This window comes from Brevundimonas sp. BR2-1, assembly GCF_037626195.1.
Taxonomy (GTDB): domain Bacteria; phylum Pseudomonadota; class Alphaproteobacteria; order Caulobacterales; family Caulobacteraceae; genus Brevundimonas.
In genome coordinates this window covers 673,771-697,316 of record NZ_JARKMV010000001.1, presented here as the reverse complement: position 1 = coordinate 697,316, position 23,546 = coordinate 673,771, and the positions used below count along the sequence as shown (strand labels likewise).

General features: G+C 70.0%; 29 protein-coding genes. 11 read left to right on the top strand and 18 right to left on the bottom strand.

Features of this window, described 5'->3' with window-relative positions:
• Positions 1 to 172: 172 nt before the first annotated feature.
• Positions 173 to 721, top strand: a complete 549-nt coding sequence (locus BrevBR_RS03535) for a DUF3828 domain-containing protein (RefSeq protein ID WP_339999951.1) — start codon at positions 173 to 175, stop codon at positions 719 to 721.
• Between the two features lie 2 nt (positions 722 to 723).
• Positions 724 to 1,260 carry a DUF3828 domain-containing protein gene (locus tag BrevBR_RS03530; protein WP_332639888.1) on the top strand — a complete coding sequence of 179 codons (537 nt, stop codon included), beginning with the start codon at positions 724 to 726 and terminating at the stop codon, positions 1,258 to 1,260.
• On the opposite strand, the gene BrevBR_RS03525 is transcribed toward BrevBR_RS03530, so the two are convergent.
• The 3 genes from BrevBR_RS03525 to BrevBR_RS03515 are packed head-to-tail and all read right to left on the bottom strand — an operon-like array spanning position 1,253 to position 3,544.
• A complete protein-coding gene (locus BrevBR_RS03525) occupies positions 1,253 to 2,182 on the bottom strand; it encodes a bifunctional riboflavin kinase/FAD synthetase (protein WP_339999950.1) in 930 nt (309 codons plus the stop codon). The genes BrevBR_RS03530 and BrevBR_RS03525 overlap by 8 nt on opposite strands.
• Position 2,183: 1 nt before the next feature.
• Positions 2,184 to 2,645, bottom strand: a complete 462-nt coding sequence (locus tag BrevBR_RS03520; protein ID WP_332639886.1) for a MaoC family dehydratase — start codon at positions 2,643 to 2,645, stop codon at positions 2,184 to 2,186.
• Between the two features lie 29 nt (positions 2,646 to 2,674).
• Positions 2,675 to 3,544 (bottom strand): TIGR01459 family HAD-type hydrolase, encoded by an 870-nt coding sequence (locus tag BrevBR_RS03515; RefSeq protein ID WP_339999949.1) that lies wholly within the window; start codon positions 3,542 to 3,544, stop codon positions 2,675 to 2,677.
• A 238-nt stretch (positions 3,545 to 3,782) separates the two neighbouring features.
• On the opposite strand from BrevBR_RS03515, the gene BrevBR_RS03510 reads away from it, so the two are divergent.
• A complete protein-coding gene (locus BrevBR_RS03510) occupies positions 3,783 to 4,136 on the top strand; it encodes a YMGG-like glycine zipper-containing protein (RefSeq protein WP_339999948.1) in 354 nt (117 codons plus the stop codon).
• On the opposite strand, the gene BrevBR_RS03505 is transcribed toward BrevBR_RS03510, so the two are convergent.
• From BrevBR_RS03505 to tipF, 3 genes are all read right to left on the bottom strand, one after another.
• Entirely contained in the window at positions 4,133 to 4,825 is a 693-nt protein-coding gene (locus BrevBR_RS03505) for a 2OG-Fe(II) oxygenase (RefSeq protein ID WP_332639880.1), read from the bottom strand. The two genes, BrevBR_RS03510 and BrevBR_RS03505, sit on opposite strands and share 4 nt — an antisense overlap.
• A 58-nt stretch (positions 4,826 to 4,883) precedes the next feature.
• Complete coding sequence (locus tag BrevBR_RS03500; RefSeq protein ID WP_332639879.1) at positions 4,884 to 5,150, bottom strand: hypothetical protein; 267 nt, start codon at positions 5,148 to 5,150, stop codon at positions 4,884 to 4,886.
• Positions 5,151 to 5,212: 62 nt separating this feature from the next.
• A complete protein-coding gene (gene tipF / locus BrevBR_RS03495; RefSeq protein ID WP_332639878.1) occupies positions 5,213 to 6,481 on the bottom strand; it encodes a flagella assembly cyclic-di-GMP phosphodiesterase TipF in 1,269 nt (422 codons plus the stop codon).
• Positions 6,482 to 6,589: 108 nt separating this feature from the next.
• Here tipF and BrevBR_RS03490 point away from each other — a divergent pair, with 108 nt between their 5' ends.
• Together BrevBR_RS03490 and BrevBR_RS03485 are read left to right on the top strand one after the other, a co-directional pair.
• Positions 6,590 to 7,360, top strand: a complete 771-nt coding sequence (locus BrevBR_RS03490) for an SDR family NAD(P)-dependent oxidoreductase (protein ID WP_339999947.1) — start codon at positions 6,590 to 6,592, stop codon at positions 7,358 to 7,360.
• A gap of 70 nt (positions 7,361 to 7,430) precedes the next feature.
• Complete coding sequence (locus tag BrevBR_RS03485; RefSeq protein WP_332639905.1) at positions 7,431 to 8,324, top strand: lysophospholipid acyltransferase family protein; 894 nt, start codon at positions 7,431 to 7,433, stop codon at positions 8,322 to 8,324.
• Here the strand turns inward: BrevBR_RS03485 and BrevBR_RS03480 are convergent.
• The 4 genes from BrevBR_RS03480 to xseA form a co-directional block, all read right to left on the bottom strand.
• A complete protein-coding gene (locus BrevBR_RS03480; protein WP_339999946.1) occupies positions 8,291 to 8,806 on the bottom strand; it encodes a response regulator in 516 nt (171 codons plus the stop codon). The genes BrevBR_RS03485 and BrevBR_RS03480 overlap by 34 nt on opposite strands.
• Before the next feature lie 102 nt (positions 8,807 to 8,908).
• Complete coding sequence (locus tag BrevBR_RS03475; RefSeq protein ID WP_339999945.1) at positions 8,909 to 9,751, bottom strand: M23 family metallopeptidase; 843 nt, start codon at positions 9,749 to 9,751, stop codon at positions 8,909 to 8,911.
• Positions 9,748 to 9,951 (bottom strand): DUF2093 domain-containing protein, encoded by a 204-nt coding sequence (locus BrevBR_RS03470; RefSeq protein ID WP_332639874.1) that lies wholly within the window; start codon positions 9,949 to 9,951, stop codon positions 9,748 to 9,750. Before BrevBR_RS03470 ends, BrevBR_RS03475 begins: the two co-directional genes overlap by 4 nt.
• Positions 9,952 to 9,999: 48 nt before the next feature.
• Entirely contained in the window at positions 10,000 to 11,607 is a 1,608-nt protein-coding gene (gene xseA, locus BrevBR_RS03465) for an exodeoxyribonuclease VII large subunit (RefSeq protein ID WP_339999944.1), read from the bottom strand.
• A 120-nt stretch (positions 11,608 to 11,727) separates the two neighbouring features.
• Here xseA and BrevBR_RS03460 point away from each other — a divergent pair, with 120 nt between their 5' ends.
• Positions 11,728 to 12,687 (top strand): dihydrodipicolinate synthase family protein, encoded by a 960-nt coding sequence (locus tag BrevBR_RS03460; RefSeq protein WP_339999943.1) that lies wholly within the window; start codon positions 11,728 to 11,730, stop codon positions 12,685 to 12,687.
• On the opposite strand, the gene BrevBR_RS03455 is transcribed toward BrevBR_RS03460, so the two are convergent.
• Entirely contained in the window at positions 12,635 to 13,027 is a 393-nt protein-coding gene (locus BrevBR_RS03455) for a GFA family protein (RefSeq protein ID WP_339999942.1), read from the bottom strand. The two genes, BrevBR_RS03460 and BrevBR_RS03455, sit on opposite strands and share 53 nt — an antisense overlap.
• Positions 13,028 to 13,111: 84 nt before the next feature.
• Between BrevBR_RS03455 and BrevBR_RS03450 the strand changes: the two genes are divergently transcribed.
• The 3 genes from BrevBR_RS03450 to trhA are packed head-to-tail and all read left to right on the top strand — an operon-like array spanning position 13,112 to position 15,276.
• Positions 13,112 to 13,300: a hypothetical protein gene (locus BrevBR_RS03450; protein WP_339999941.1), complete on the top strand. Its 189-nt coding sequence runs from the start codon at positions 13,112 to 13,114 to the stop codon at positions 13,298 to 13,300.
• 46 nt (positions 13,301 to 13,346) lie between these two features.
• Complete coding sequence (gene purD / locus BrevBR_RS03445) at positions 13,347 to 14,624, top strand: phosphoribosylamine--glycine ligase (RefSeq protein ID WP_339999940.1); 1,278 nt, start codon at positions 13,347 to 13,349, stop codon at positions 14,622 to 14,624.
• The gene (gene trhA, locus BrevBR_RS03440; protein ID WP_339999939.1) at positions 14,617 to 15,276 is read left to right on the top strand and encodes a PAQR family membrane homeostasis protein TrhA; all 660 of its coding nucleotides are present in this window, start codon (positions 14,617 to 14,619) and stop codon (positions 15,274 to 15,276) included. The genes purD and trhA overlap by 8 nt, the downstream gene beginning before the upstream one ends.
• Before the next feature lies 1 nt (position 15,277).
• Here the strand turns inward: trhA and BrevBR_RS03435 are convergent, their stop codons facing one another.
• Positions 15,278 to 15,991 (bottom strand): murein L,D-transpeptidase catalytic domain-containing protein, encoded by a 714-nt coding sequence (locus BrevBR_RS03435; RefSeq protein WP_332639924.1) that lies wholly within the window; start codon positions 15,989 to 15,991, stop codon positions 15,278 to 15,280.
• A 130-nt stretch (positions 15,992 to 16,121) separates the two neighbouring features.
• Here BrevBR_RS03435 and BrevBR_RS03430 point away from each other — a divergent pair, with 130 nt between their 5' ends.
• Positions 16,122 to 17,429, top strand: a complete 1,308-nt coding sequence (locus tag BrevBR_RS03430; protein ID WP_442881316.1) for an amidohydrolase family protein — start codon at positions 16,122 to 16,124, stop codon at positions 17,427 to 17,429.
• Here the strand turns inward: BrevBR_RS03430 and lpxK are convergent.
• Genes lpxK through BrevBR_RS03410 form a run of 4 tightly spaced genes read right to left on the bottom strand, consistent with a single transcriptional unit; the run spans position 17,414 to position 22,260 of the window.
• On the bottom strand, positions 17,414 to 18,436 hold the full coding sequence (gene lpxK / locus BrevBR_RS03425) for a tetraacyldisaccharide 4'-kinase (RefSeq protein WP_339999938.1): 1,023 nt from the start codon (positions 18,434 to 18,436) through the stop codon (positions 17,414 to 17,416). The two genes, BrevBR_RS03430 and lpxK, sit on opposite strands and share 16 nt — an antisense overlap.
• Positions 18,433 to 19,728, bottom strand: coding sequence for a 3-deoxy-D-manno-octulosonic acid transferase (locus BrevBR_RS03420; RefSeq protein WP_339999937.1), 1,296 nt, complete (start codon positions 19,726 to 19,728; stop codon positions 18,433 to 18,435). Before BrevBR_RS03420 ends, lpxK begins: the two co-directional genes overlap by 4 nt.
• Position 19,729: 1 nt before the next feature.
• On the bottom strand, positions 19,730 to 20,416 hold the full coding sequence (locus BrevBR_RS03415) for a lysophospholipid acyltransferase family protein (RefSeq protein ID WP_339999936.1): 687 nt from the start codon (positions 20,414 to 20,416) through the stop codon (positions 19,730 to 19,732).
• The gene (locus BrevBR_RS03410) at positions 20,413 to 22,260 is read right to left on the bottom strand and encodes an ABC transporter ATP-binding protein (RefSeq protein WP_339999935.1); all 1,848 of its coding nucleotides are present in this window, start codon (positions 22,258 to 22,260) and stop codon (positions 20,413 to 20,415) included. Before BrevBR_RS03410 ends, BrevBR_RS03415 begins: the two co-directional genes overlap by 4 nt.
• A 157-nt stretch (positions 22,261 to 22,417) precedes the next feature.
• Between BrevBR_RS03410 and BrevBR_RS03405 the strand changes: the two genes are divergently transcribed.
• Positions 22,418 to 23,083: a fused DSP-PTPase phosphatase/NAD kinase-like protein gene (locus BrevBR_RS03405; protein ID WP_340000752.1), complete on the top strand. Its 666-nt coding sequence runs from the start codon at positions 22,418 to 22,420 to the stop codon at positions 23,081 to 23,083.
• Positions 23,084 to 23,087: 4 nt separating this feature from the next.
• Here the strand turns inward: BrevBR_RS03405 and BrevBR_RS03400 are convergent, their stop codons facing one another.
• Both BrevBR_RS03400 and BrevBR_RS03395 read right to left on the bottom strand, forming a co-directional pair.
• Entirely contained in the window at positions 23,088 to 23,318 is a 231-nt protein-coding gene (locus BrevBR_RS03400; protein ID WP_332639918.1) for a hypothetical protein, read from the bottom strand.
• Positions 23,315 to 23,494: a hypothetical protein gene (locus tag BrevBR_RS03395; RefSeq protein WP_339999934.1), complete on the bottom strand. Its 180-nt coding sequence runs from the start codon at positions 23,492 to 23,494 to the stop codon at positions 23,315 to 23,317. The genes BrevBR_RS03400 and BrevBR_RS03395 overlap by 4 nt, the downstream gene beginning before the upstream one ends.
• Between the last annotated feature and the right edge of the window lie 52 nt (positions 23,495 to 23,546).

The following is a 23,546-nucleotide window of genomic DNA, read 5'->3' as shown; positions in this document are numbered from 1 at the left end:
AGCACGGGGCCAGAGCCCTGCGGCGCTACGCCGGGCGGCTAATCGAAATCGGGCGAAACACGCGGACGGTCATGGTGGGTACGGTCTAGCAGACGGCGAGGGCCCTGCGCCAGCGGGATTGCCACGCGAAGACAGGGGCTCGATAGTCGGATGTCCCGGGGAGGGGCGTTCCATGCGTCATGTTCTGATTGCCGCCGCCGTGCTGGCTCTTGCCGCCTGTACCCCGGCTCCGGCCGGGCCGGAGGGGGCCGACGCTCCGGCCGCCGCGACCACCGCCACGGCCGAGGCGTTCGTACGGTCCCTGTACGAGGAGGGCGACACCCCGCCCGGCGCCTCGGGACGCGTCGAGGAGCGCCCGATCTGGTCCGCGCGAACGCAGGCGTTGATCGCCGAGAGCGACAGGCTGACGCCCGAAGGCTACGTCGGCTTCTTCGAGGCCGACCCGATCTGCGACTGTCAGGACGGCACGCCGGTTCTGCAGTCCGCGACCGCGACCTCGACGGGGCCGGACCGGGCGGATGTGGCGGTGGTGCAAGGCTTCGCCGAGGCGGGCGGCCCGGTCCATCGCAAGACCTGGAATCTGGTCCGTGAGGACGGGCAGTGGCGCGTCGACGATCAGCATTACGAATCGATGGGTGAATTTCCGCAGGAGCCGATGCTCCAGCGTCTGACGGTGTGGATCGCCGGGGCGAAGGCTCCCGGGGCCTGGAAGGGAGACTGACGATGCGCGACTGGATCGTGATTGCCGCCGCCGCCCTGGCGCTGGCGGCGTGTTCGCCGGAGACGCCGGCGACCGAGCCCGCGGATGCGCCCGCCGCCCTGCCGCCCGGGCGCCCCGCCATCTATGAGGCCGCAAGGATCGGGCCCGAGGAGTTCGTCCGCGCCCTGTACGCCGTACACGCGACGCCGGGCGCGAGCATGGGCGAGCCATTGGCGCCCGGGCAGGATCCGATCTACGACCGCATGCTGAACGCCATGATCGGCGAGGACTTCCGCAAGGCGAACGGCGAGGTTCCGACGCTGAACCACGACCCGATCTGCGGCTGTCAGGACAGCGGCGACTTCACCCTGGACTCCGTCACGGTCATGCCCGGCGCGGATGCGCGCAAGGCCGACGTCGCGGTGGTGTTCACCAATATGGGCGAGACGAAGCGCCAGACGCTGAAGCTGGTGAAGGAGGGGCCGATGTGGAAGGTCAGCGACGTCCTCGTTCCCGGCGAAAAGCCGCTGACCGAGCAGCTGATGGCCGCGATCAGCTGAGGATGGCTCGCGCCGCGGCGGCGTCGGCGTCGATCTGGACCTTGAGGGCGTCGAGGCCGTCGAAGACCATTTCGCCGCGCAGGAAGGCGATCAGCTCCGTCTCGATCGTCTGGCCGTAGAGGTCCTCGTCGAAGTCGAAGAGCCAGACCTCGAGAAGGGGTTCGGCCAGCTGGTACATGGGGCGGACGCCGAGGCTGGCGACGCCGTCGAGCATCCGCCCGTCCGGCAGGCGGGTGCGGGTGGCGTAGACGCCATAGGCGGGGCGCATGTAGTCGCCCATGCCGATGTTGGCGGTCGGGACCCCGATGGTGCGGCCGCGCTTGTCGCCGTGCACGACCTGACCCTCGATGGCGAAGGGACGGCCCAGGATGGCGGCGGCGCGAGCCATGTCGCCGGCGTGGAGCGCCTCGCGGACGGCGGATGAGGACAGTTTCAGGCCGCCGGGATCGTCGACCCGGTCGGTGACGGAGACGGTGAAGCCGAGGGTTTCGCCATGGCGGCGCAGGCCTTCGGGCGAGCCGCTGCGGCCCTTGCCATAGGTGAAGTCGAAACCGACCGCGGCGTGAAGGATGCCAAGACCCCCGGAGAGGATTTCGCGGGCGAAGGCCTCGTCCGACATGGCGGCCATGCCGGCGTCGAAAGGCAGCAGATAGAGGATGTCGACGCCCAGCGGCTCCATGGCGCGAGCCATCTGGGCGGGGGTCATGAGGCGGAAGCGGGCCGCGTCGGGCTGGAACCAGCGACGGGGATGAGGGTCGAAGCTGACGACGGCGAGCGGGGCGCCGAGCCGTTGCGCAGCCTCGCGCGCGTCGGCGATCACGGCCTGATGGCCGCGGTGCACGCCGTCGAAGGCGCCGATGGCCACGGCGGCGCCCTTCAGCCCGTCGGGCAGGGCGCGCCAGTCGGTGACGATCGCGGTCAAGTCAGTCCTTCGCGGGACGCCGGCGGCGGGGCACGCGGACGGTGGCGACGCCGCCCATGATCAGCTTGCCGTCGACGAAGCCCTCGCAGTCCAGTTCGACGCGGGCGCTTTCCTGATCGACGGAGACGACGCTGATGCGGACCTCGACCTCGTCGCCGATGCGGACGGGGGCGTGGAACTGCAGGGTCTGGGAGATGTAGATGGCGCCGGCGCCGGGCAGGATGGTGCCGACCACGGCCGAGCCGAACGAGGCCGACAGCAGGCCGTGGGCAATGCGGCCGCGATAGGCGGTTTTCGCCGCGAACGCCTCATCCATATGGACCGGATTGAAATCGTCCGAGGCCTCGGCGAATTGCAGGATGCGCGCTTCGGTGACCGGGATAACCTTCACGGCGGTCATGCCGACGTGGAGCTCCTCCAGGATATAGCCGCCGGAGGGGTGTTTCGTGACGAGTTCAGTCATGGGGCGGGCTTAGCGTGATTTGCACCCGCTCACCACGTCAGATCCAACATGGCATGGCGGGCGTAGGTGGTTTCGGCCTTCAGCAGGTCCGCGGCGCGGGCCGGATCGAGGCGGCCCTCGGGGCCGCGGGCGGCGTCGCCGTGGATGCCCTGGGCAATGAACAGGCAGTCGAGCGCCTGTTTGTTGGCGCCGAGCACGTCGGTGATCACGCCGTCGCCGATGCACAGGACGCGGGAGCGGTCGACGGGGCGGCCCAGCAGGCCGGCGGCCTCCTTGAGGGCGAGGTCGTAGATCGGGCCGAACGGCTTTCCCGCCATGGTGACGCGGCCGCCGAGGCTTTCGTACAGGTCGGCCAGCGCGCCGCCGCACCAGATGAGCTTGTCGCCGCGCTGAACGACCCGATCGGGGTTGGCGCAGATCATCTCCAGATCGCGGGCGGCGCCGGCGGACAGGCGGTCGCGATAGTCGTCGGGGGTCTCGATCTCGTCGTCGATCATACCGGTGACGGAGATGAAGGCGGCGTCTCCGGCGCCCGTCGCCGTTTGAAGGCCGAGGCCGTCGTAGAGCGGATTGTCGCGTTCGGGCCCGATGATCCAGGCCGGGCCGGGGGCGCGCCGGGCCAGTTCCACGCGGGTTGCGTCGCCCGAGGTGACGACGGCGCCCCAGGCGCTGCGCGGCACGCCGAGGCCGTCCATCTGCAGGATCATGCCGGGCGCAGGCCGGGGCGAGTTGGAGATCAGCACGACCTTGCCGTGGTCGCGGTTAAAGCGGGTCAGGGCGTCGCAGGCGGCGGGCCAGCTTTCGCGGCCGTTGTGGACCACCCCCCAGACGTCGCAGAGCAGGATGTCATAGTCCGCGGCGATGTCGGACAGGCCGTTCAGGGCGTGGGGAAGGGTCATCGGGCGGAGATAGCGGGTTCGGGGGTGGGGGTGAAGGTCCACCTGTCGTCATACCGGGGCGCGGGGCTGCGTCCGGCATCGCCTTCGCTGCGCTTCGGCGCCGCTGGGTGCTGTAAGACCCCATCCGTCTGGCTGCGCGACCCACCTTCTCCCGTGAAGGGGAAGGGAGCGGAACTGGTGTTCCGGAACGCACACCGCCTCTCCGCCGTTGGAATACGGGGCTACGAGGAGAGACGGGATGCAAGGGATCTGGAAACCGGGGCTGATCGCGGCCTCCGCGCTGGCCCTGACGGGCTGCGCCACGACCGACAACTACGCGTCGGCCTGTCAGCGCGACTATGAACGGAACCGGCAGTATGCGACGGCCAGCGGGGCCCTGCTCGGCGCCGCGGTCGGGGCGGCGATCGCCGGCGAGAACGACCGCGAGCGCGGGGCGGCCATCGGCGCCGTCGCCGGAGGGCTGCTGGGCAACCAGCTGTCGGCGCGCGACGATCCGTGCGGCTATGGCTTCGGCGGCTACAACACCGACGGCCGGTACGGCTACACGCGGGTGCCGCGGCGCGGGGACTACGGCTATTATCCGTACGGCTAGGCCGCGTCGTGGAAGATCAGGCCGAGGGTCATGCGGGCGCCTGAGCGGACACGGCTGACGCCGTGGCGCATCTGGACGCGATAGTCGCCTCGCACGCCGGCGGCGGGCCGTTCGCGGACGGCGAAGACGACGCCATGGCCCTGTTGCAGCGGCACGACGTGGGCCCGGGACTGGCTGCGCGGCTTCTGTTCGACCAGCACCAGTTCCCCGCCGTCGAAGTCCCGGCCCGGATCGCTGAGCAGGACGGCGGCCTGGAGCGGGAAGACCAGCTCGCCGTACAGATCCTGATGCAGGCGGTTGTAGTCGCCGGGCCCGTATTTCAGCAGCAGTGAGGTCGGGCGGGTCTGGCCCGCGCCGTGGCAGCGGGCGGCGAAGGCGTCGAGATCGCCCGGGAAGTCGGCGGTCCGGCCGAGACGGGCGTTCCAGCCGTTGGCGATCGGCGCGAGGCCCGCATAGAGGCGGCGGCGCAGGGCCGGGAGCGGGTCGGGCAGGGGGTTGGCGAAATACTGGTATTCGCCCTCGCCGAAGCCGTGACGGCCCATGACCACGCGGCTGCGGAAGCGGTCGGGGTCGTCATAGAGGCCCTGCAGGGCGACGCAGGTCTGCGGCGTCAGCAGCGGGCCGGTCAGGGCCCAGCCCTGGGCATCGAGGTCGGCGGCGATACGGGAGACGTCGAGCGGGTCGGTCATGGGCGGCAAAAACCGCAGACCCGGCGCGTCGTCTGGCGGTTTCCGGCGGCGGCGCCGGTCAGTCGAACTTCAGGCCAACCTCATTGCCGGACTGCCACGCCGCCGCGCCGGTGCGCTCGCCCGTGGCGAGCCTCAGGACGACACGGCCCTGCACCGTCACGCCGACGGTGGAGGTCAGCCGGACCTTGGCGCCGCCTTCGGTGAGATTGCGGACCACGACGTCGATCACCTCGCCATGAAAGCCGTGGACGATCTGACCGCTCATGGCCGTGCGGGGGCGCGGTCGGCGGCGGAGGTCGGGGGGCGGGTCTTCGGCGGCGGACATGACGCGGCAGTCTACGCTCCGGGGTGAGAGCAAGGGTTAAGAACCCGCAGACAAGGGCGCCCTCAGCCGAACCGGCGGCGGTGGTCCGCGCTGCGCAGGGTCGAGCGGATGAAGTCGGCGGGCGGATCGGTCTCCGCCAGCACGGCTTCCTTGATGGCGCGGGGCTCGCCGAACAGATGGCCCTGGCCCATGGAGATGTCGAGCTCGAGAATGTCGACGATCTGGCGCTCGCTTTCGCATTTCTCGGCGATCAGCTCGATGCCGTAGCGGCGCGTCAGGCCGGCGAAGTCGGCGGCGGAGATGTCGCGCAGCGAGGGCAGGGCCGAGGCGCCGTCGGCGTCCAGCAGCTGTTCGATCAGCAGGTCGGCCGCCACCTTCATGAACTTGACGTCGGACCTCTGGAGGTCGGCGAAGTCGAGGTCCAGCGTCTGGACCTTGTCGATCGAGAAGCGGAAGCCGAGGTCGGCCAGCTTGGCCATGTTGCGGGCCTCGGCGGCGCCGCGGGCGTCGAAGGTGGCCTGGCCCAGTTCGAAGATCAGGGCCTGGTTCAGGTCGCGGTTCTCGGACAGGAACTCCAGGAACTGGGGGAAGAAGGTCTCGTCGCCCAGAGACGACAGGGCGACGTTGCAGAAGACGCCGACCTTGCGGTCCTGCCGCGCCAGGCGGCGAACGATCTGGGCGCAGCGGAACAGCAGCAGGTTGTCGATGGCGGGGACCAGACCCTCGCCCTCGGCGACCGACAGGTATTCGGACGGCATCATCACCCGGTCGTCGGCGGCGCGCAGGCGGGTGAAGCTTTCGTAGAAGATGGTCCGGCGCTGGGGCAGGGAGACGACCGGCTGGAGGTAGAGGTCGACGCGGTTCTCGGCCAGGGCCTCGTGGATGGTGGCCAGCAGGACATTGGCCTGGTCGCGGTGTCGGGCCTCGAAGGCGCTGGCGGGCGCGGGCTGGGCCATACGCTGGTCGAGCGACTCGCTCATCTGCGAGATCAGGGTCTCGAGCATGCGGACTTCGCCGGACAGGGCTTCGTTGGAGGTGACGGCGCCGGATTCGATGGCCTGGGCTAGTTCGGTGAGCGCGCCCTGCGTCGACTCCATGGCGTCGGCGAGCAGGCGGTGCGCCTCGCGGACGTTGTCGATTTCCTTCTTCAGCGCGGCCTTGTCGGCCTTGGCCGTGATCAGGGTGTGGGCGGCCAGAAACAGGCCGAGCACGCCAAAGCCCGCCGCCACGCCGGCGCCGGCGCCGAGATTGGAGCTCCACAGAAACGCCCCGGCCGTCATGGCCAGGAACAGATAGGTGAAGAACAGGAAGCCCTGGGTGAGTGCGCGCATTGGAAACGGATCGTCCGTCTTCCCGGATGGAATCGCCCGAGTATCGGGGTAACAGTGCGGATCGCCTATACCGGCGCACGGTTTCTCCCCACTTCTTCGAGGTTAACGATGGAATTGTTCGATCTGACCGGCAAGGTCGCGGTGATCACCGGTTCCTCGAAGGGGATCGGCAAGGCTATCGCCGAGCGGATGGCCGAGCACGGCGCGCGGGTGGTGATCTCGTCCCGCAAGGCCGGGCCGTGCCAGGAGGTCGCCGACGCGATCAATGCGAAGCACGGCGAGGGCCGGGCCATGGTCGTGCCGGCCAACATCGCCTCGAAGGAGGATCTGCAGCGGCTGGTCGACGAGACCAACGCCGCCTTCGGTCAGATCGACATCCTGGTCTGCAACGCGGCGACCAACCCCTATGCGGGGCCGATGGCGGGGATCAACGACGAGCAGTTCGGCAAGATCCTGCAGAACAACGTCGTATCGAACCACTGGCTGATCCAGATGGTCGCGCCGCAGATGCTGGAGCGGAGGGACGGATCGGTGATCATCGTCTCGTCAATCGGCGGGCTGAGGGGCAACGCGCTGATCGGCGCCTACAACATCTCCAAGGCGGCGGACATGCAGCTGGCGAGGAACCTTGCGGTCGAGTGGGGGCCGTCGAACGTGCGGGTGAACTGTATCGCGCCCGGCCTGGTGCAGACCGACTTCGCCCGGTACCTGTGGGAGAACCCGGACCTGCTGAAACAGGTCACGGACCCCGCGCCGCTGAAGCGCATCGGCCAGCCGGACGAGATCGCCGGGGCGGCGGTCTATCTGGCGGCGCCGGCCTCGGCATACATGACCGGCCAGACGCTGGTGGTGGACGGCGGGATCACCATTGCCTGGTGAGGACGCCCCGCGCTCAAGCCGCCCTCCGGGCGATAGCGCCCCGGGGAAGAGGGTGAGCTTCCGCCAGGACATGATCTGGCGGCTGGAGGCGGTGGCCTTCGCCGGCTTCGTGGGCTTTATGCGGCTGCTGGGGGTTGAGCGGGCGTCGGCTCTGGGCGGATGGCTGCTGCGGACCCTGGGACCGAGGACGGGGACCCAACGCACCGTCATGCGCAACCTGCGCATCGCCTTCCCCGACATGCCGCAGGCCGAGCGCGAGGCGCTGGCCGCAGCCCAATGGGAACAGACGGGCCGGTCGTTCGCCGAGACGGCGGTGATGGACATCCTGGTCAAACAGGACCGGATCGAGGTCGTGGGGCTGGAGCGGCTTCACGCGATCCGGGACTCGGGCAAGCCGGTGGTCTTCGTGGGCGGGCATTTCGCCAATATCGAGACGCTGGCGGCCACGATCACGGGCTCGGGCGTGCCGTGCCAGATCACCTATCGCGCGGCCAACAATCCCTATGTCGACGCCCAGATCATTGCGGCGCGGGCCCGTTACGGGGTGAAGCTGTTCGCACCCAAGGGCGGGGATGGAGCGCGGGAGCTGCTGGCCGGGATGGCGCGGGGCGAGTCCGTGGCCCTGATGAACGACCAGAAATTCTCGGAAGGGCCCGAGGTGACCTTCTTCGGCCAGCCGGTGAACGCGGCGCCGGGCCCCAGCCGGCTGGCGCTGCGGTTCGGGACGGTGCTGCAGCCGATGTCGGTGGTGCGGCTGCCCGGCGTGCGGTTCAGGCTGACGGTCTATGACCCGATCGAGATGACGCCGACCGGCGACCGGTCGGCGGACATCGCGCGCGGGGTGCAGGCCATCACGACCTTCATCGAGGAACGGGTGCGCGAAAGCCCCGTCGACTGGTTCTGGGTCCACAAGCGGTGGCCCGCCAAGGTCTATGCGGCGCTGGAATCCGGCGCGCCGGACTGATCGCGGGCGCGGCGCATCGGGCCCTTGTAGTTGGGCGACTGGGTGCGGCGACGGTCCGGGCCGAAATAGTCTTCGGTCTTCACGAACGGACGAGGGTGGAAGATCACCGCCTGGATGCGGTCGAGGATGGCCTTGGCCGTGATGGGCTTGACCACGAACTCGGTCACCCCGGCGTCGCGCGCCTCGACGATGCGGCTCTTCTCGGAATGGCCGGTCATCATGATGATCGGCAGATAGGGGTTGGCGGTGTCGGGGCTGTTGCGAACCAGGCGGGTGAACTCGACGCCGTCCAGCGGGAACATCTTGAAGTCCACGATCGCCAGATCGACCGGGTACTGGCGCAGGATTTCCAGGGCGGCTCCGCCATCGGCGGCCTCCCGAACCAGACGTATGCCGGCTGACTGAAGCACCGCCGACGTGATCGTCCGCATATGGGCGTTGTCGTCGACGAGCAGAATTTTGAGGGCGCTGAGAGAGGCCATGGGTCGATCACTACAGCCCAGCTTGCGCGGGGAATAACGTGGCTCTACGAGCCGATTCGTTACTCGTCCATCACTGAACAGCGATTACCTTGTCGTAAACGGTTACGATGGCGCCGTTTCAACCATGAGTGACGGATCGAGGTTCCTGTCGCGCCACTTCATGCGCCAGCACAGGTGCGGTCCCGTCGCCCGTCCGGTCATGCCGACCCGCCCGATCGAATCGCCGCGCAGGATGTCCTGACCTTCGCGGACATCGAGCCGGGACTGGTGCAGATAGGCGGTGATCAGGCCCTGGCCGTGGTCGATCAGGACAAGGCCGCCTTCGAAATGCAGGGCGGGCCGGGCCAGGGTCACACGGCCGCCGGCGGGCGCCCGGATCGGCGCGCCCTGCGGCGCGGCCAGATCGATGCCGTAGTGCGGCCGCGCGGGCGTGCCGTTCAGAATGCGCTGGCTGCCCCAGCGGCTGGTGACGCGGAAGCTCTCGAGCGGCCAGATGAAGCCGTCGCTGAAATGGTCGGCGTCGATCCGGCTGGCGAACCCCTCGGTCTTGAGCGCGACTTCCCGCTGGATGCGGGCCAGGAGGGCCGGGTCGCTCGGCTCGACGGTCGCAGGCGGCAGACCGTCGATGCGGGTCTCGGAAAACCGGCCGGGCGTGATGGCCAGGGTCCGCATGGCGGAGCGGCCGTCGAGGCGGGCCTCGATCTGGACGCTGGCCGGCGCGTCACGGTCGAAGCCGACGATGAAGCCGCCGTCCGCCGAGGCGGTGGTCAGGGATTCGCCGTCGACGAAGATCAGGGCCCGGGGCCATGTCCGGCCGATGGCGTGGCCGCCCTGGACGAGGCGGCCCGAAAGGACGAGGTCGCCGGACGAGGGCGCCCATGCGGTCTGTGGCGCGAGTCCCGCGAACGCGCCGCCGATCAGAAGCTGCCGGCGGGCCAGGATCAAGGCTGCTGGCCCAGGCCCTGGAAGGCCTCGGTCGGGCCGGCGTAGGCTTCCTGCCTGCTGACCGACCAGTAGCGCAGGGTCTCCAGCGGGATGGGCTTGCCGGAAACGGCGCAGATCACGGCGCGGCCCGGCTTCAGCACGGCGAATTCGCCGTCGCCATAGTGGAGGGTCGCGATCTCGGAAGAGGAAGGTTTGGCCATGCCGTCAGGCTAGCGCGGCGTTTGCGGCCGCGCCACGGATTTCCCGCCTCAGAAGAGGTCGCCCTGACCGGGCGGCGGGGTCCTGGGCTTCGGGGCCGGCGAAGGCTTGGGGCGGGCGGGCGGCGACGCCCCGTCGCCGTCAATGTGCGCGCCCTTCGAGCCGTCGGCGAAGACCAGGCGGACGGCCTGACCGTCATGCAGGGCGCCGGCGGCGGCGATCATGACGCCGTCCTCGCTCTCGACGCGGGCGAAGCCGGGCTTGGGCGTCTTCGGATTGAGGCCGGACAGGGCGCGGGCGAGGGCGGCGAGACGCGCCTCGTCGCGTTCGAGGCGGCGGGGCAGGGCGACGAGGCGGCCTCCGACGGCCTCCAGCCGGGCCGCACGCTGGTCGAGGCGGCGATGCAGGGGCTCGGGCGACAGCCGGGCCAGGGCGCGGAGCAGACGGTGTTCGTGAGCCTTCACATTGGCGATCAGGCCGGAGCCGAGGCGGGTGGAGACAGACTCAAGACGGTCACGGCGCCGCTCCATGGCGCGGTCGAGCAGGGCAGGCGAGAGGCGGCCCGTGACGCCGACCAGTTTGCGCTCGTGCAGGGCCACGTTTTTCGTCAGTCCCGAGGCCAGCCGGCTGCCGGCGTGGTCGAGCCGTTGTTGCGGCAGGGCCAGGACGTCCTCGGGCCGGGCGGGCAGGCCGCGGGCGGCGGCGCGCAGGCGGGTGCGGCGGTCCTCGAGGATGCGGCCGCCCGCGCGGGCGAGGCGGCGGTCCAGATCGGCGACGGCGTAGCGCAGGTCGGCCAGCACGGGCGTAGCGATCTCGGCGGCGCCGGTCGGGGTCGGCGCGCGGCGGTCGGAGACGAAATCGATCAGGGTGGTGTCGGTCTCGTGCCCGACGGCCGAGATGATGGGGATGGAGGCGGCGGCGACGGTGCGCGCCAGCCCCTCGTCATTGAAGCACCACAGGTCCTCGACCGAGCCACCGCCGCGGGCGACGATCAGGATGTCGGGCCGGGGGACGGGGCCGTCCCGGGTCATGGCGTCGAAGCCGCGGATGGCGGCGGACACCTGTCCGCAGGCCGCGTCGCCCTGAACCACCACCGGCCAGACGATGACACGGCAGGGCCAGCGCTCGGCGATGCGGTGCAGGATGTCGCGGATCACGGCGCCGGTCGGGCTGGTGATGACGCCGACCACGGCGGGGAAGGTCGGGATGGGCTTCTTGCGGCCCGGTTCGAACAGGCCCTCGCCGGCCAGTTTCGCCTTCAGCCGCTCCAGCTGGGCCAGCAGGGCGCCGGCGCCGGCGGCCTCCATGGTCTCGATGACGATCTGATAGGAGGAGCGTGCGGGGTAGGAGGTGATCTTGCCGGTGACGATGACCTCGAGGCCCGACTCGGGCCGGACGCCGAGGCCGCGGACCGAGCCCTTCCAGATCACCCCGTCGATGGCGGCCTTGTCGTCCTTGAGCGTCAGATAGACGTGGCCCGAGGCGTGGTGATTGACCTTGGATATCTCGCCGCGCAGCCGGACATGGCCGAAGCGGTCCTCGAGCGTGCGCTTGAGGGCGAACGACAGTTCCGAGACCGTCTGCGGAGGATTGTTGTCCCGCGCGGGCGGCGGCGGTTCGTCGGCCGGGCCCTCGAAGACGTAGGAGTCGTCGCTCATGCGGGCAGGGTAGCGGGGGAAGGGGGCGGCGGGAATGGGGGCGGGAGAGATGGGCGCGCGGACATAAATGGAAGGAAATGATGATTTGAGCCGTCACGGCTCCAATGCTTCCCCCATCCCATGAACATTTTCTCGGGCCTGTCAGCCTTCCCCATCACGCCCATGACCCCCGACGGTCAGGTCATCACCAGCGATCTGGCCAGACTGGTTCGTCGCATCGAGGAGGGAGGAGCCGACAGCGTCGGACTTCTCGGCAGCACGGGAACCTACATGTTCCTGAGCCGCGAGGAACGGAGGCGGGCTGTGGTCGCCGCGGTCGGGAGCGTCAGCTCGATTCCCGTGATCGTCGGCGTCGGGGCGATGCGGACAGACGGGGCCCAGGCCCTGGCCCGCGACGCGGCGGAGAGCGGCGCCGCCGGCCTGTTGCTGGCTCCAGTGAGCTACACGCCGCTCACGGAGCAGGAGGTCTATCGGCATTTCGAAGCCGTCGCCGCCGCCACCGACCTGCCGCTCTGCATCTACAGCAACCCGGGCACGACCAAATTCACGTTCAGCCCTGCGCTCGTCGCCCGGCTGGCGGAAATTCCGACCGTCGCCGCCATCAAGCTGCCCTTGCCCATCGGCGATCTGCCCGCCGATCTGGCTGCGTTCCGGACGGCTGCGCCCGGGCTGTCCGTCGGTTACAGCGGGGACTGGGGCTGCAAGGAGGCGCTGCTCGCCGGGGCCGACTGCTGGTTCAGCGTCGTGGGCGGTCTGTTCCCTGAAGCAGCCGCCGCTCTCACCAGGGCCGCAATGGCCGGTGACCGGATCGCGGCGGACCAAGCCGACGCAACGTTCGCCGGCCTGTGGGCCCTGTTCCGGGAGCATGGCAGCCTGCGGCTCGTCCATGAGGCGGCGAGACTCATGGGCCTGACAGATGCGGGTCTTCCACCGCCCCTGCTCGGGATCGATGACGATCTGCGCCGCGAGTTGACGTCCGCACTGCCGCGTCAGACGGTCCCGTTGTCCGCGTCGGGTGTGCGGACGATCAGTCCTCAAACCGGCCCGGGCTTTCACGATCCCGCGCGTACCGGCGCCTGACCGGAAACGGCGGCAGCCAAGCCTCGCGGCGGACGGTCCAGTTTTCATAGGTCGGCGTCAATTGGTCGGGGGCGTCGAGGGAGCCCAGGCTCACCTCGATCTCGTCGGCGCTGCGGGCGAAGACGGACGAGCCGCAGCGGGGACAGAAATGCCGCCCGAGGTAGTCGCCTGTCTGGCCTTCCACGGTCACGGCGTCCTGCGGGAAGATGGCGGTCGGCTGGAACAGCCCCCCGCCGTGCTTGCGACAGTCCGTGCAGTGGCAGAGGCCGACCCGGTACGGGCGGCCCGTCGCCACGATGCGGACGGCGCCGCACAGGCAACCCCCGGTGAATGGGTCCATGCCGGGCCTCCTGAATCCACCAACAGACAGTGCAAGGCGCGATCCATGCGCAGGTTCCCCGATCTCACGAGAGGCGCGGGAACAGTGAAGCTGGTCGCCCGTTGGGCTGTCATGGCCGATCCGCGCAACACCGATCCCGAAGACAAGGATCCGCGCGAACGCGACCTTGGACGGCGCAGCGACGGGCCGGCGATCAGTCCGTGGCTGGTCATCGGGGTTCTGCTTCTGCTGGGTGCGGCGGTCTATGTGATCTCGGCAATGGTGGTGCGGTAACCATCCGCGACTTGACCGGCCCCGCGGCTCCGGTCATTGCGCGGGCATGAATATCCTGCTGGTCGGATCAGGCGGGCGAGAGCACGCCCTGGCGTGGAAGATCGCCCAGTCGCCGCTGCTGCGGCGTCTGGTCATCGCGCCCGGCAATCCGGGCATGGAAAAGCTGGGCGAGCTGGCGCCGATCAAGGTGACGGACGCCGACGCCCTGTGCGCCCTGGCGCGGGAGATGAAGGCCGATCTGGTGGTGGTCGGGCCCGAGACTGCGCTGGAGGCCGGGCTGGCCGACCGGCTGGCCACCGCGGGCATTCCCTGTTTCGGACCGACGAAGAAGGCGGCGCAGCTGGAAACCTCCAAGGCCTTCTCCAAGGCCTTCATGGAGCGGCACGAGATCCCGACGGCGGGCTACGGCGTCTATGAGCGGCTGCACGAGGCGCGGCAGGCGCTGACGGTGTTCAAGCCGCCCTATGTGATCAAGGCCGATGGTCTGGCCGCCGGCAAGGGCGTGGCCATCTGCCCGGACAAGCGCGAGGCCGAGGCCGAGATCGAGCGGATGCTGGGCGGCCGGTTCGGCACGGCCGGGGCGCGGGTGGTGATCGAGGAGTTCATGGCCGGCGAGGAGGGCTCGCTGTTCGCCGTCTGCGACGGCCAGCGCGCCGTGCTGCTGGGCGGGGCCCAGGACCACAAGCGGGCCTATGACGGCGACCTGGGGCCGAACACCGGCGGGATGGGCAGCTATTCGCCGGCGCCGGTGTTCACGCCGGAACTGGTCGAGACGGCGGACCGGACGATCGTCCAGCCGGTGGTGGCGGCGATGGCGGCCGAGGGGGCGCCCTATCGCGGGGTGCTGTACGCCGGGCTGATGGCGACCGAGGACGGGCCCAGGGTGGTCGAGTTCAACGCCCGTTTCGGCGATCCGGAATGCCAGGTGCTGATGATGCGGCTGGACGGGGACATCGTGCCCCTGCTGCTGGCCTGCGCGCGGGGCGATCTGACCCGGGCGCCGATGCCCGCCTTCCGCGACGAGACGGTGATCTGCGTGGTGCTGGCGGCCTCGGGCTATCCCGACAGTCCGCTGGAGGGGTCGATCATCCGGGGAGCCGAACAGGATTTCGGACCGCATGTGCAGGTGTTCCACGCGGGCACCCGGCGGCGGGCCGACCGGCAGCTGGCGGCGGCGGGCGGCCGGGTGCTGAACGTCTGCGCCCGGGGCAAGGACATCGCCGAGGCGCGCGAGCGGGCCTATGCGGCGGTGAAGAAGATCGACTGGCCGGGCGGCTTCCATCGCACCGACATCGGCTGGCGGGCGCTGGAACCCCGTGACTGACGCCCTGCCGCCCGAGCCGCCGAGCCATTATCGCGACCGGGCGGAGCGTCTCGCCGACCTGATCGTGCATCTGACTGGCCTGGCCCTCGCCCTGATCGGCGGCGGCATGCTGCTGGGACTGGCGATCGGGTTCGGCGACGCCGGAAGCCTGACGGCGGCGGCGATCTACGCCGTCGGCCTGCTGACCATGCTGGGGTTGTCGACGGCCTATAATTTCGCCGCCGCGCGGTTTCAGCCGCTGCTGAGGCGGTTCGACCACGCCGGCATCTTCCTCATGATCGCCGGCTCGTACACGCCCTTCACGACCCAGCATCTGACGGGCGTCTGGGCCTGGGGGATGACGTCGGCGGTGTGGGGGATCGCGATCTTCGCCGCCCTGGCCAAGCTGTTTCTGCCGGGGCTGGGGAAGGGGTTCTGGATCGTGGTCTATCTGGCGCTGGGCTGGCTGATGGTGATCGCCATCCAGCCAATCCTGCAGAGCCTCGGCCTGGCGCCCTTGATTCTGATGGCGGTCGGGGGCGTGCTCTATTCGGTGGGCGTGATCTTCTACGCCAACAAGGCCATGCGTTTCCGGCGCGCGATCTGGCACGGCCATGTCGTGGTGGCGGCCGCCGTCCACTGGGTCGCCGTGCTGCTGGCCGTGCTGAAGTAGATCAGGCCCAGGCGAACAGCAGCCGGCCCTCGCCCATGCGCTCGCGCAGGCGCGGCAGGTCGGCGTGGGCGACCGAGAAGCAGCCGTACGAACGGCCCAACTTGCCCTCGCGGGCGAGGAAGGCCGGGTCGGCGTAGTCGGCGCCGTGGATGATGATGGCGCGCTCCCGGGCGCGGTCGTTGGAATATTCGAGGCCGTCCAGCAGGACGTTCGGGCCCTGCTGGGCGCCGAAGCCGGGGCCGGCGGTGGCGTAGGCGCCGACCGAGGACTTGTAGCTGTCGGGCGTATTGCCGAACTCGCGGGCGTAGCCGCTGTGGGCCGGGTCCGAGCCGCGGCCGTGGGCGGTGCGCATCAGGGTGACGGCGCCGCCGTGCAGGTCGACCTCGTACAGGCGTTCGTCGCCAGAGAATTTCTGGAAGTCGACCAGATACATGCGGTCGCGCTGGGTGATCCTGCCCTTGTGGATGTCGAGGGCGGCCATGGCGCGGTCCATCAGCTCCTGACGGATCTGGCCGCGAGGATCGAGCGGGCGGGTGGTGTTCAGCTCGGCCGTTATGACCTCGGGCGGCTGGGCGATGACGATGTTCGGAACCTGGGTCTGCGCCAGGCCGGGCAGGGGCCGGAAGGCCGCCGTCTGCGTGGCCGCAGATGCGGTCGCGCAGCCCGACAGCAGCGCAGCGCCGCCCAGTATGAATCCACGTCTCGCTAGCCGCATGCGACGCCCCTCGCACGTTTCTGAAGCACGGGTTGTTTCAGGTCGTTACGGCCGGATCAACCTGCGCCTTGGCGAAACCGCCCGGACGTCTAAGGTGCACGCCTGTTTCCGGGAGGGTTTCGTGAAGTCGATCACATCGTTGCTAGCGGCCGCGGCCGTATTGACGGCCACCAGCGTTGCGGCGCAAACGCCCGCTCTCGCGCCGGTTTCCCCTGATGAGGGAACGACGTTCGTACAGATCGGCCGGCTTCTGGCCGATCCGGCGACCGGCGTTGTGCAGCGCGATAAAACTCTCGTGATCAGAGGGAACCAGATCGTCGAGGTGCGCGACGGCCTTGTCGGAGAGGGTCGGATCGTCGACTTGCGGGACTCGTTCGTGCTGCCCGGACTGATCGACAGCCATGTGCATCTGACGGGCGAGCAGAACCCGAACGGGCGGCTGGAGGCGGTGACCCAGTCCAATGCGGAACAGGCCATGGTCGGGGCCCGTTACGCGCGGCGCACCCTGATGGCCGGGTTCACCACGGTCGCCGATCTGGGCGCGACGAACGAGTCCATCTTCGCCCTCAGGGACGCCGTGCGGCGCGGCGACGTGCCGGGCCCGCGGATCATCGCCTCGGGCTCGTCGGTGTCGGTCCACGGCGGTCATGGCGACATCAACGGCTATCGCGAAGACGTCATGCACCTGCTGTCGGACGAGAGCGTCTGCTCCGGGCCGGACGACTGCATGCGGGCGGTGCGGCTACAGGTGCGGGCCGGCGCAGACATCATCAAGATCACCGCGACGGGCGGGGTGCTGTCCAATACGGCGGCGGGCCTGGGCCAGCAGTTCTCGGACGGGGAACTGGCCGGCATCGTCGGCGCGGCGCACCGGATGGGACGGCAGGTCACGGCCCACGCCCACGGCGCGGACGGGATCAACAGCTTCCTGCGGGCCGGCGGCGACTCCATCGAGCACGGGACATATCTGGACGACGAGTCGATCCGGCTGATGCGGCGTGACGGCGTCTATCTGGTGCCGACCCTGATGGCCGGGGATTTCGTGGCGCGGATCGCGTCCGGCCCGAGCAATTTCTTCACCCCCGCCCAGACGGCCAAGGCGCTGGAGGCGGGTCCGAAGATGCTGGACATGGCGCGGCGGGCGCATGAGGGCGGGGTTCGCATCGCCTTCGGCACCGACAGCGGCGTTTCGGCCCACGGCGACAACGCCGGCGAGTTCGCCCTGCTGGTCCGGGCCGGGATGACGCCGCTGGAATCGATCCAGGCGGCGACCGTCAACGCGGCGGCGCATCTGCGCATTTCGAACGAGGCCGGGCGGATCACGCCGGGCATGCCGGCGGACCTGATCGCGGTGACGGGCGATCCGCTGACCGACGTCACCGAGCTGGAGCGCGTGCGGTTCGTGATGAAGGGCGGAGTGGTCTACCGGGCGGAATAGGTCCGGACGGCCGTCAGCAGCCGGTGCTGGAAGGCGGCCTCGTCCTCGAAGGTCGCCTTGACCGGCCACGACAGCACCCGCTTGCGCCACTCGGGCGACAGGCGGAACCAGTCCTTCTCAGTGGTGACCAGACGGGCGTGATGGCATTCGGCGCGGTGGGCGAGGAACTCCAGATCGCTCTCGCGGAAGGCGGCGTGGTCCGGGAAGGGGGCGAAGTCCACCAGGTCCGCGCCGGCGGCGTCGAGGGCGCGTTCGACCTTCCACGGCTTGGCGATGCCGGCGAAGGCGAGGATCGGTCCCCTGGGCGGCGGCGCGGCGGGCGTCAGCCGGGCGACATGAACCGGCAGGTCGCCGAAGGCCTCCATCAGTTCAGGATCGACCCCCGGGGCGTCGGCCGGCAGCAGGACGACGACGGCGTCGGCGCGGGCCAGGCCATGCCGGAGTTTCTCGCGCATCGGGCCTGACGGAAACACCGAACCGTCGCCGAAGGGCCATTCGTCGCCGCGCGTCTCGCCATCGACGACCACGAGGCTGAGCGTCTTGGCGAGCGTGGGGTTCTGGTGAGCGTCGTCGAGGACCAGGACCTCGGCGCCGGCCTCCGCGGCGGCCCGGGCGCCGGCGACCCGGTCATGGGCGATCCAGGTCGGGCCGCCCAGCGCCAGCATCAGGGGTTCGTCGCCGACATCGGCGGCGGTGTGGATCGCGGCGTCGACGCGGGTCGGTTCGCGCAGCGATCCGCCATAGCCGCGCGACAGGCCATGGGCGTTGACTCCGGCTTCGTGCAGCAGGCGGATGGCCTCGCGGGTCACAGGCGTCTTGCCCGAGCCGCCGACGGTCAGATTGCCGACCGAGATGATCGGCATGCCGGGATCGACCGGGGTGGCGCGGGCGATGCGGCGGGCGGTGGCGGCGGCCCAGACCCAGGAAAGGGGTTTGAGCACGAAGCGCAGCACCGAGGCGTGGCGCGGCTCGCGAACGTACCACCAACGGGGGGTGTTCAACTTCATCGGCGGCCTCGTGGCGCGGCCCGGGGCAGCAGCGGTTCGACCGCGTCCCACAGCCGGTCGAGGCCCGAGCCGGCTTCGGCGGCGGCGCGGCGGCCGCGCTCGCCCATACGCTTGGCTTCGGCGTCGTCGGCCAGCAGGGGCGCGATGACGGCCGGCAGGTCCCAGGGCGCCTGAACGATGGACAGGCCGCCGGCGTTCACCAGGGCGTCGGCGACGGCGGCCCAGTTGGTCATGTCGGGGCCGGTCACGGCGGGCTTGCCGAGACGGGCGGGCTCCAGTGGATTGTGGCCGCCCACCGGGGGTTTCTCCAGCGCGGCGGAGAAGGAACCGCCCATGACGACCACGTCGGCGAGGCGAAGGAACAGCCCCATCTCGCCGAGCGTGTCGGCGACATACAGGTCCGTGTCGCGGTCGAGGTCGCGGCCCTGCGAGCGGACGGCGAAGCCGTAGCCGTCCCGGGTCAGGGCGGCGGCGATATCCGGGCTGCGGTCGGGATGGCGCGGAACGATGATCAGACATAGCCGGTCGGCCAGTTTGTCGAGGGCCCGGACGATGGCGATCTCCTCACCGTCATGGGTGCTGGCGGCGACGACCACGGGCCGGTCGCCGATGGCGGCGCTGAGGCGGGTGAAGGCGGCGGGATCGTGGGGCGGGGCCTCACCCGAGAGCTTCAGGTTCACATGGCCGTCGATGCGCGCGCCGAGGCTTTCCAGCCGGGCGGCCGAGGTTTCGTCCTGCGGCAGGATGCGGTCGAAGGCGGACAGGATCCGACGCACCGCGCCGGGGAAACGGCGCCAGCCCTCGACGGTTCTTTCGGTGATGCGGGCGCTGGCCAGCACCAGTTTCACGCCGCGGTCGCGGGCCGCGAGGATCAGGTTGGGCCACAGCTCGCTCTCGACGAAGACGGCCAGAGACGGCTTCCAGTGGTCGAGGAAGGCGGCGACCGCGCCCGGCGCGTCGACCGGGGCGAACTGGTGGATGACGCCGGCCGGCAGGCGGCGCGCGAGCAGGGCGGCCGAGGTGACGGTGCCAGAGGTGACCAGCACCGTCAGATCGGGTCTGGCTTTGCGCAGGCGGTCGACGACCGGCAGCAGGGACAGGGTCTCGCCGACGCTGACGCCGTGCAGCCAGATCAGGTCGCCTGCGGGTCGGGCGACAGAGGCGAGGCCGAGGCGTTCGTCGACCCGGGCCGGGTCCTCCTTGCCCTGTTTGGCGCGGGCGTCCAGCAGGCGCGGGGCCAGGGGCTCCAGCATCCGCGTCAGCAGGCGGTAGGCGATCAGGGCCGGGCTCACGTCAGACGCGCTCCAGACCGGTCAGGGCGTCGGCGGCGGCCTCGACGGCGGTCAGCCGCGCGGTCCAGTCGCGCGCGACATCGGTCAATTCGGCGCCTTCGGGGTAGCAGTCGATGTCCCAGACGATGGCCCCTCGCCCGAACGGCAGGGGCAGGACGGCCCGGTCCCAGCTGTTCAGCCGGATCGCCGGATTGCAGGACATGCCGATGAACAGGACCGGCGCCCCGGAGAGTTTGGCCAGCAAAGGCATGCCTTCGGCCATTTCCCGCATGGGGCCGCGCGGACCGTCCGGGGTGATGGCCAGGCCGCCGGTCTTGAGCTGACGCAGGCCGTCGCGCAGGGCCTGGGAGCCGCCCTTGGCCCGGTCGGTCTTGTCCTTGTTGGACGACGAGCCGCGGATGGCGGGGAATCCCTGCCGGGCGACGGCCTTGGCGATGAACTGGCCGTCGGGGCTGAGCGAGATCAGGGCCTTGGCCGGCTGGGCGCGGTCCAGCGGCCAGCAGGCCGGCGACAGGCCGATGCGCGAATGCCAGAAGGCGCACAGCACGCCGCCGCCCTCTGCCCAGACCTTTTCGGCCACCGCCTCATTCCGATGGGTCCAGCGGATGGTGGCGAAGCAGAACCGCATCCAGTGGGCCAGCGCCCAGGCGAGCGCCGCCTGGATGACGGGATTGCGCAGGGGTCTCATGAGACCGTCGCGACGGTGATCGGGTCGCCGTCCAGCGACTGCTGTTTCGCGAGCCGGGCGTAGAGGCCGCCCTTCTTCACCAGCGCCGCATGCGACCCGGTTTCGACGACGCGGCCGGCCTCGATCACATGGATCCGGTCGGCGTTGCGCACGGTCGACAGGCGGTGGGCGATCATCAGGGTGGCGCGGCCCTGCATCAGCCGCTCGAGGGCGGCCTGGACGAGGGCTTCGCTCCCGGTGTCGAGGGCCGAGGTGGCTTCGTCCAGCAACAGGATGGGCGCGTCCTTGAGGAAGGCGCGGGCGATGGCGATGCGCTGGCGCTGGCCGCCCGACAGGCGCAGGCCCGCTTCGCCGGCGCGGGTGGCGTAGCCTTCGGGCAGGGCGGTGATGAACTCGTGCGCGGCGGCGGCCTGCGCCGCGGCGACGATGTCTTCCGCCGTAGCGCCCGGGCGGCCGTAGGCGATGTTGGCGGCGATGGTGTCGTCGAACAGGAAGGGCTCCTGCGTCACCAGGGCGATGGCGGCGCGCAGATCGTGCAGCTTCAGCTCGCGGATGTCGCGGCCGTTCAGGGTCACGGCGCCGCCGGTGACGTCATAGAAGCGCGGCAGCAGGCTGAGGATGGTGCTCTTGCCGCCGCCCGAGGGGCCGACCAGTGCGACGGTCTCCCCGGGCGCGACGGTCAGGCTGACGTCTGACAGGGTCGGGGCCGCGCCCTCGGAGGCGGGACCGTAGGCGAAGGAAACGCGGTCGAAGGCGACGGTGGTCGGGCCGGGTTCGAACGGCGCGGCGTCGGGCGTCTCGCGAATCTCGGGCTGAATGTCGAGGGCGGCGAACAGGCGCCGCGCTGCGGTCAGGCCCTCGGTCATCACGGTCTGGAGATTGGTCACCTGCCGCAGCGACTGGCCGGCGGCCATCAGCAGGCCGATGAAGGCGGCGAAGGCGCCGACGCTCATTTCGCCGTCCTGCGCCCGCCAGCCGGCGTAGGCCATGACGGCGGCGACCACGATCATGGCGACCAGGTTGGAGAAGGGGCCGGCGAAGGCGCGGCTGTCGGCGGATTTGATCACGTGGCGCTGGCGGCGGCTGACGACCTCGCCGACGCGGGCTTCCTCGGCGGCCTCGCGGTTCTCGATCTTGATCAGGCGGACGCCGTCGAGATTCTCCATCAGGGCGGTGGAGAGGTTCTCGGTCTCCTTCATCGCCCCCGTGGTCGCCTTGCGCGTGCGCCGGGAGAAACGGCGCAGCACGACAGTGATCAGCGGCACGCCCAGCAGGACGATGGCGGTCAGCTGCCAGTCGATGAAGGCCATCGCCACGATGACGGCGAACAGGGTGATGCTGTGCTGGGTGTAGTTGACGACGCCGTTGGTGAAGGCCTCGCGCACCAGGTTGGCGTCGAACAGGACCGAGGAGACGAAGCTGCCGCTGTGCTGGCTGCGCAGCCGGGCCAGGTCGGCGCGGATCATGGCGCCGAACAGCCGCACCTGGATGTCGCCGACGATGCCGTGGCCGAGCCGGTTGACCAGGGCGGCCTGCCCGAGGGAGGCGATGGTCCAGACGATGGCGACGATGACGATGGCGGCGGGGATGTAATAGAGGGCCTGCCCCGGCGGGATGTCGATCAGGCCCCACAGCTTGATGGGCGTGTCGGTCTGCAGGAACAGGCCGTTCACGGCGGGCTCGAGCAGTTTCAGGGTCAGGGCCGACAGGCCGCCGGCCACGGCCGCACACAGCATCGACAGGAACAGCGCCGCCTTGTGATGCGAGAGATAGTCGCGCCAGATCCGCGCCAGCAGGGGGCGGAGGGACTCCTTCTCGTCGGCGGCGGGCGCGGGCGTCGTCATCGGTCCGAGGTCGGACGACGCGGGGGGGAAGTCAAGCGGTGTCGACCTTGTCGCGCTTGTCGAGGTTGTGGCCGGGCGAGTGTCGATCATGTGTCGCACCCATTGTCTCGCCCGGCTGACGGTGGCGTCGGGACGCGACGGAGGCTATCTCCCCTTCATGGCGCGTTACGATCTCAGCACTCCCGCAGGCCGGTTCAAGGCCCGGTGGGACTATGTCTGGAAGGACCACGCCTTCCTGCGCCGGTGGTTCATGAACGCCCACTGGCTGGGGCCCGATCTGGTGCGGACCAATCAGCCGTCGCCGCGCCAGCTGGCGTACTGGAAGTCGCAGGGGATCAGGACGGTCATCAACCTGCGCGGCGCGCGGGACGAGGCCTATTATGCGCTGGAGAAGGAGGCGTGCGAGCGGCTGGACCTGACCCTGATCGACGCGCCGCTGGACAGCCGCGATCCGCCGCAGAGGGACCGGGTGCACCGGGCGCGGGACCTGTTCCGGACGATCGAGTATCCGGTGCTGATCCACTGCAAGTCGGGAGCGGACCGGGCGGGGATGATGGCGGTCTTCTATCGCCACTTCCATCTGGGCGAGCCGATCAGCGTGGCCATCGACCAGCTGTCAAAGAAATACCTGCACCACCGCGAGGGGCTGACCGGGGTGCTGGACTATACGCTGGAGAAATACCTGCGCGAGGTCGAGCCGACGGGGGTCAGCTTCATCGACTGGGTCGACGGCGACGCCTACGATCCGAAAGCGATCCGGGCCGAGTTCAAGGCCGGCTGGTGGGGCACGGTGCTGACCGAAAAACTGCTGAAGCGGGAGTAGGCGCTCAGCCCCAGGGACCGCGCGGGGCGCCGGGGGGAGAGCGGCTCGCAGCGCCGCCCTCTTCGGCCGCGCGCTCGGCGTCGCGGCGTTCCTTGCGGCCGGCTTCCCAGTCCCTGAACCAGCGGGTCCAGTTGCGGTCCTGCCGCCAGGCGCCGACCCACAGGACCAGCACCATCAGCAGGAAGACCAGGGAGGCGATTTCCTCAGGCCCGAGGGTGCGTCCGAACAGGGTCATGGCTGTGGATCGCGCGACGTCGGGCGGGCCGGCTCGTCGGGGGTGACGGGGTCGTTCCAGGCGGTGTCCCCGTCCTGCGGACCGACGTTGGGCGTGTTCGACTTGCGGCGCGTGGCCCAGACCACGATGGCGACGCCGATGGCCAGAAGGGCCAGGATGATCAGGGCTGGAGTCATGGGAGCTCTCCGCTTTCAGGCGCAGCAGTATACGCCTGAAAGCGCCCCAGAC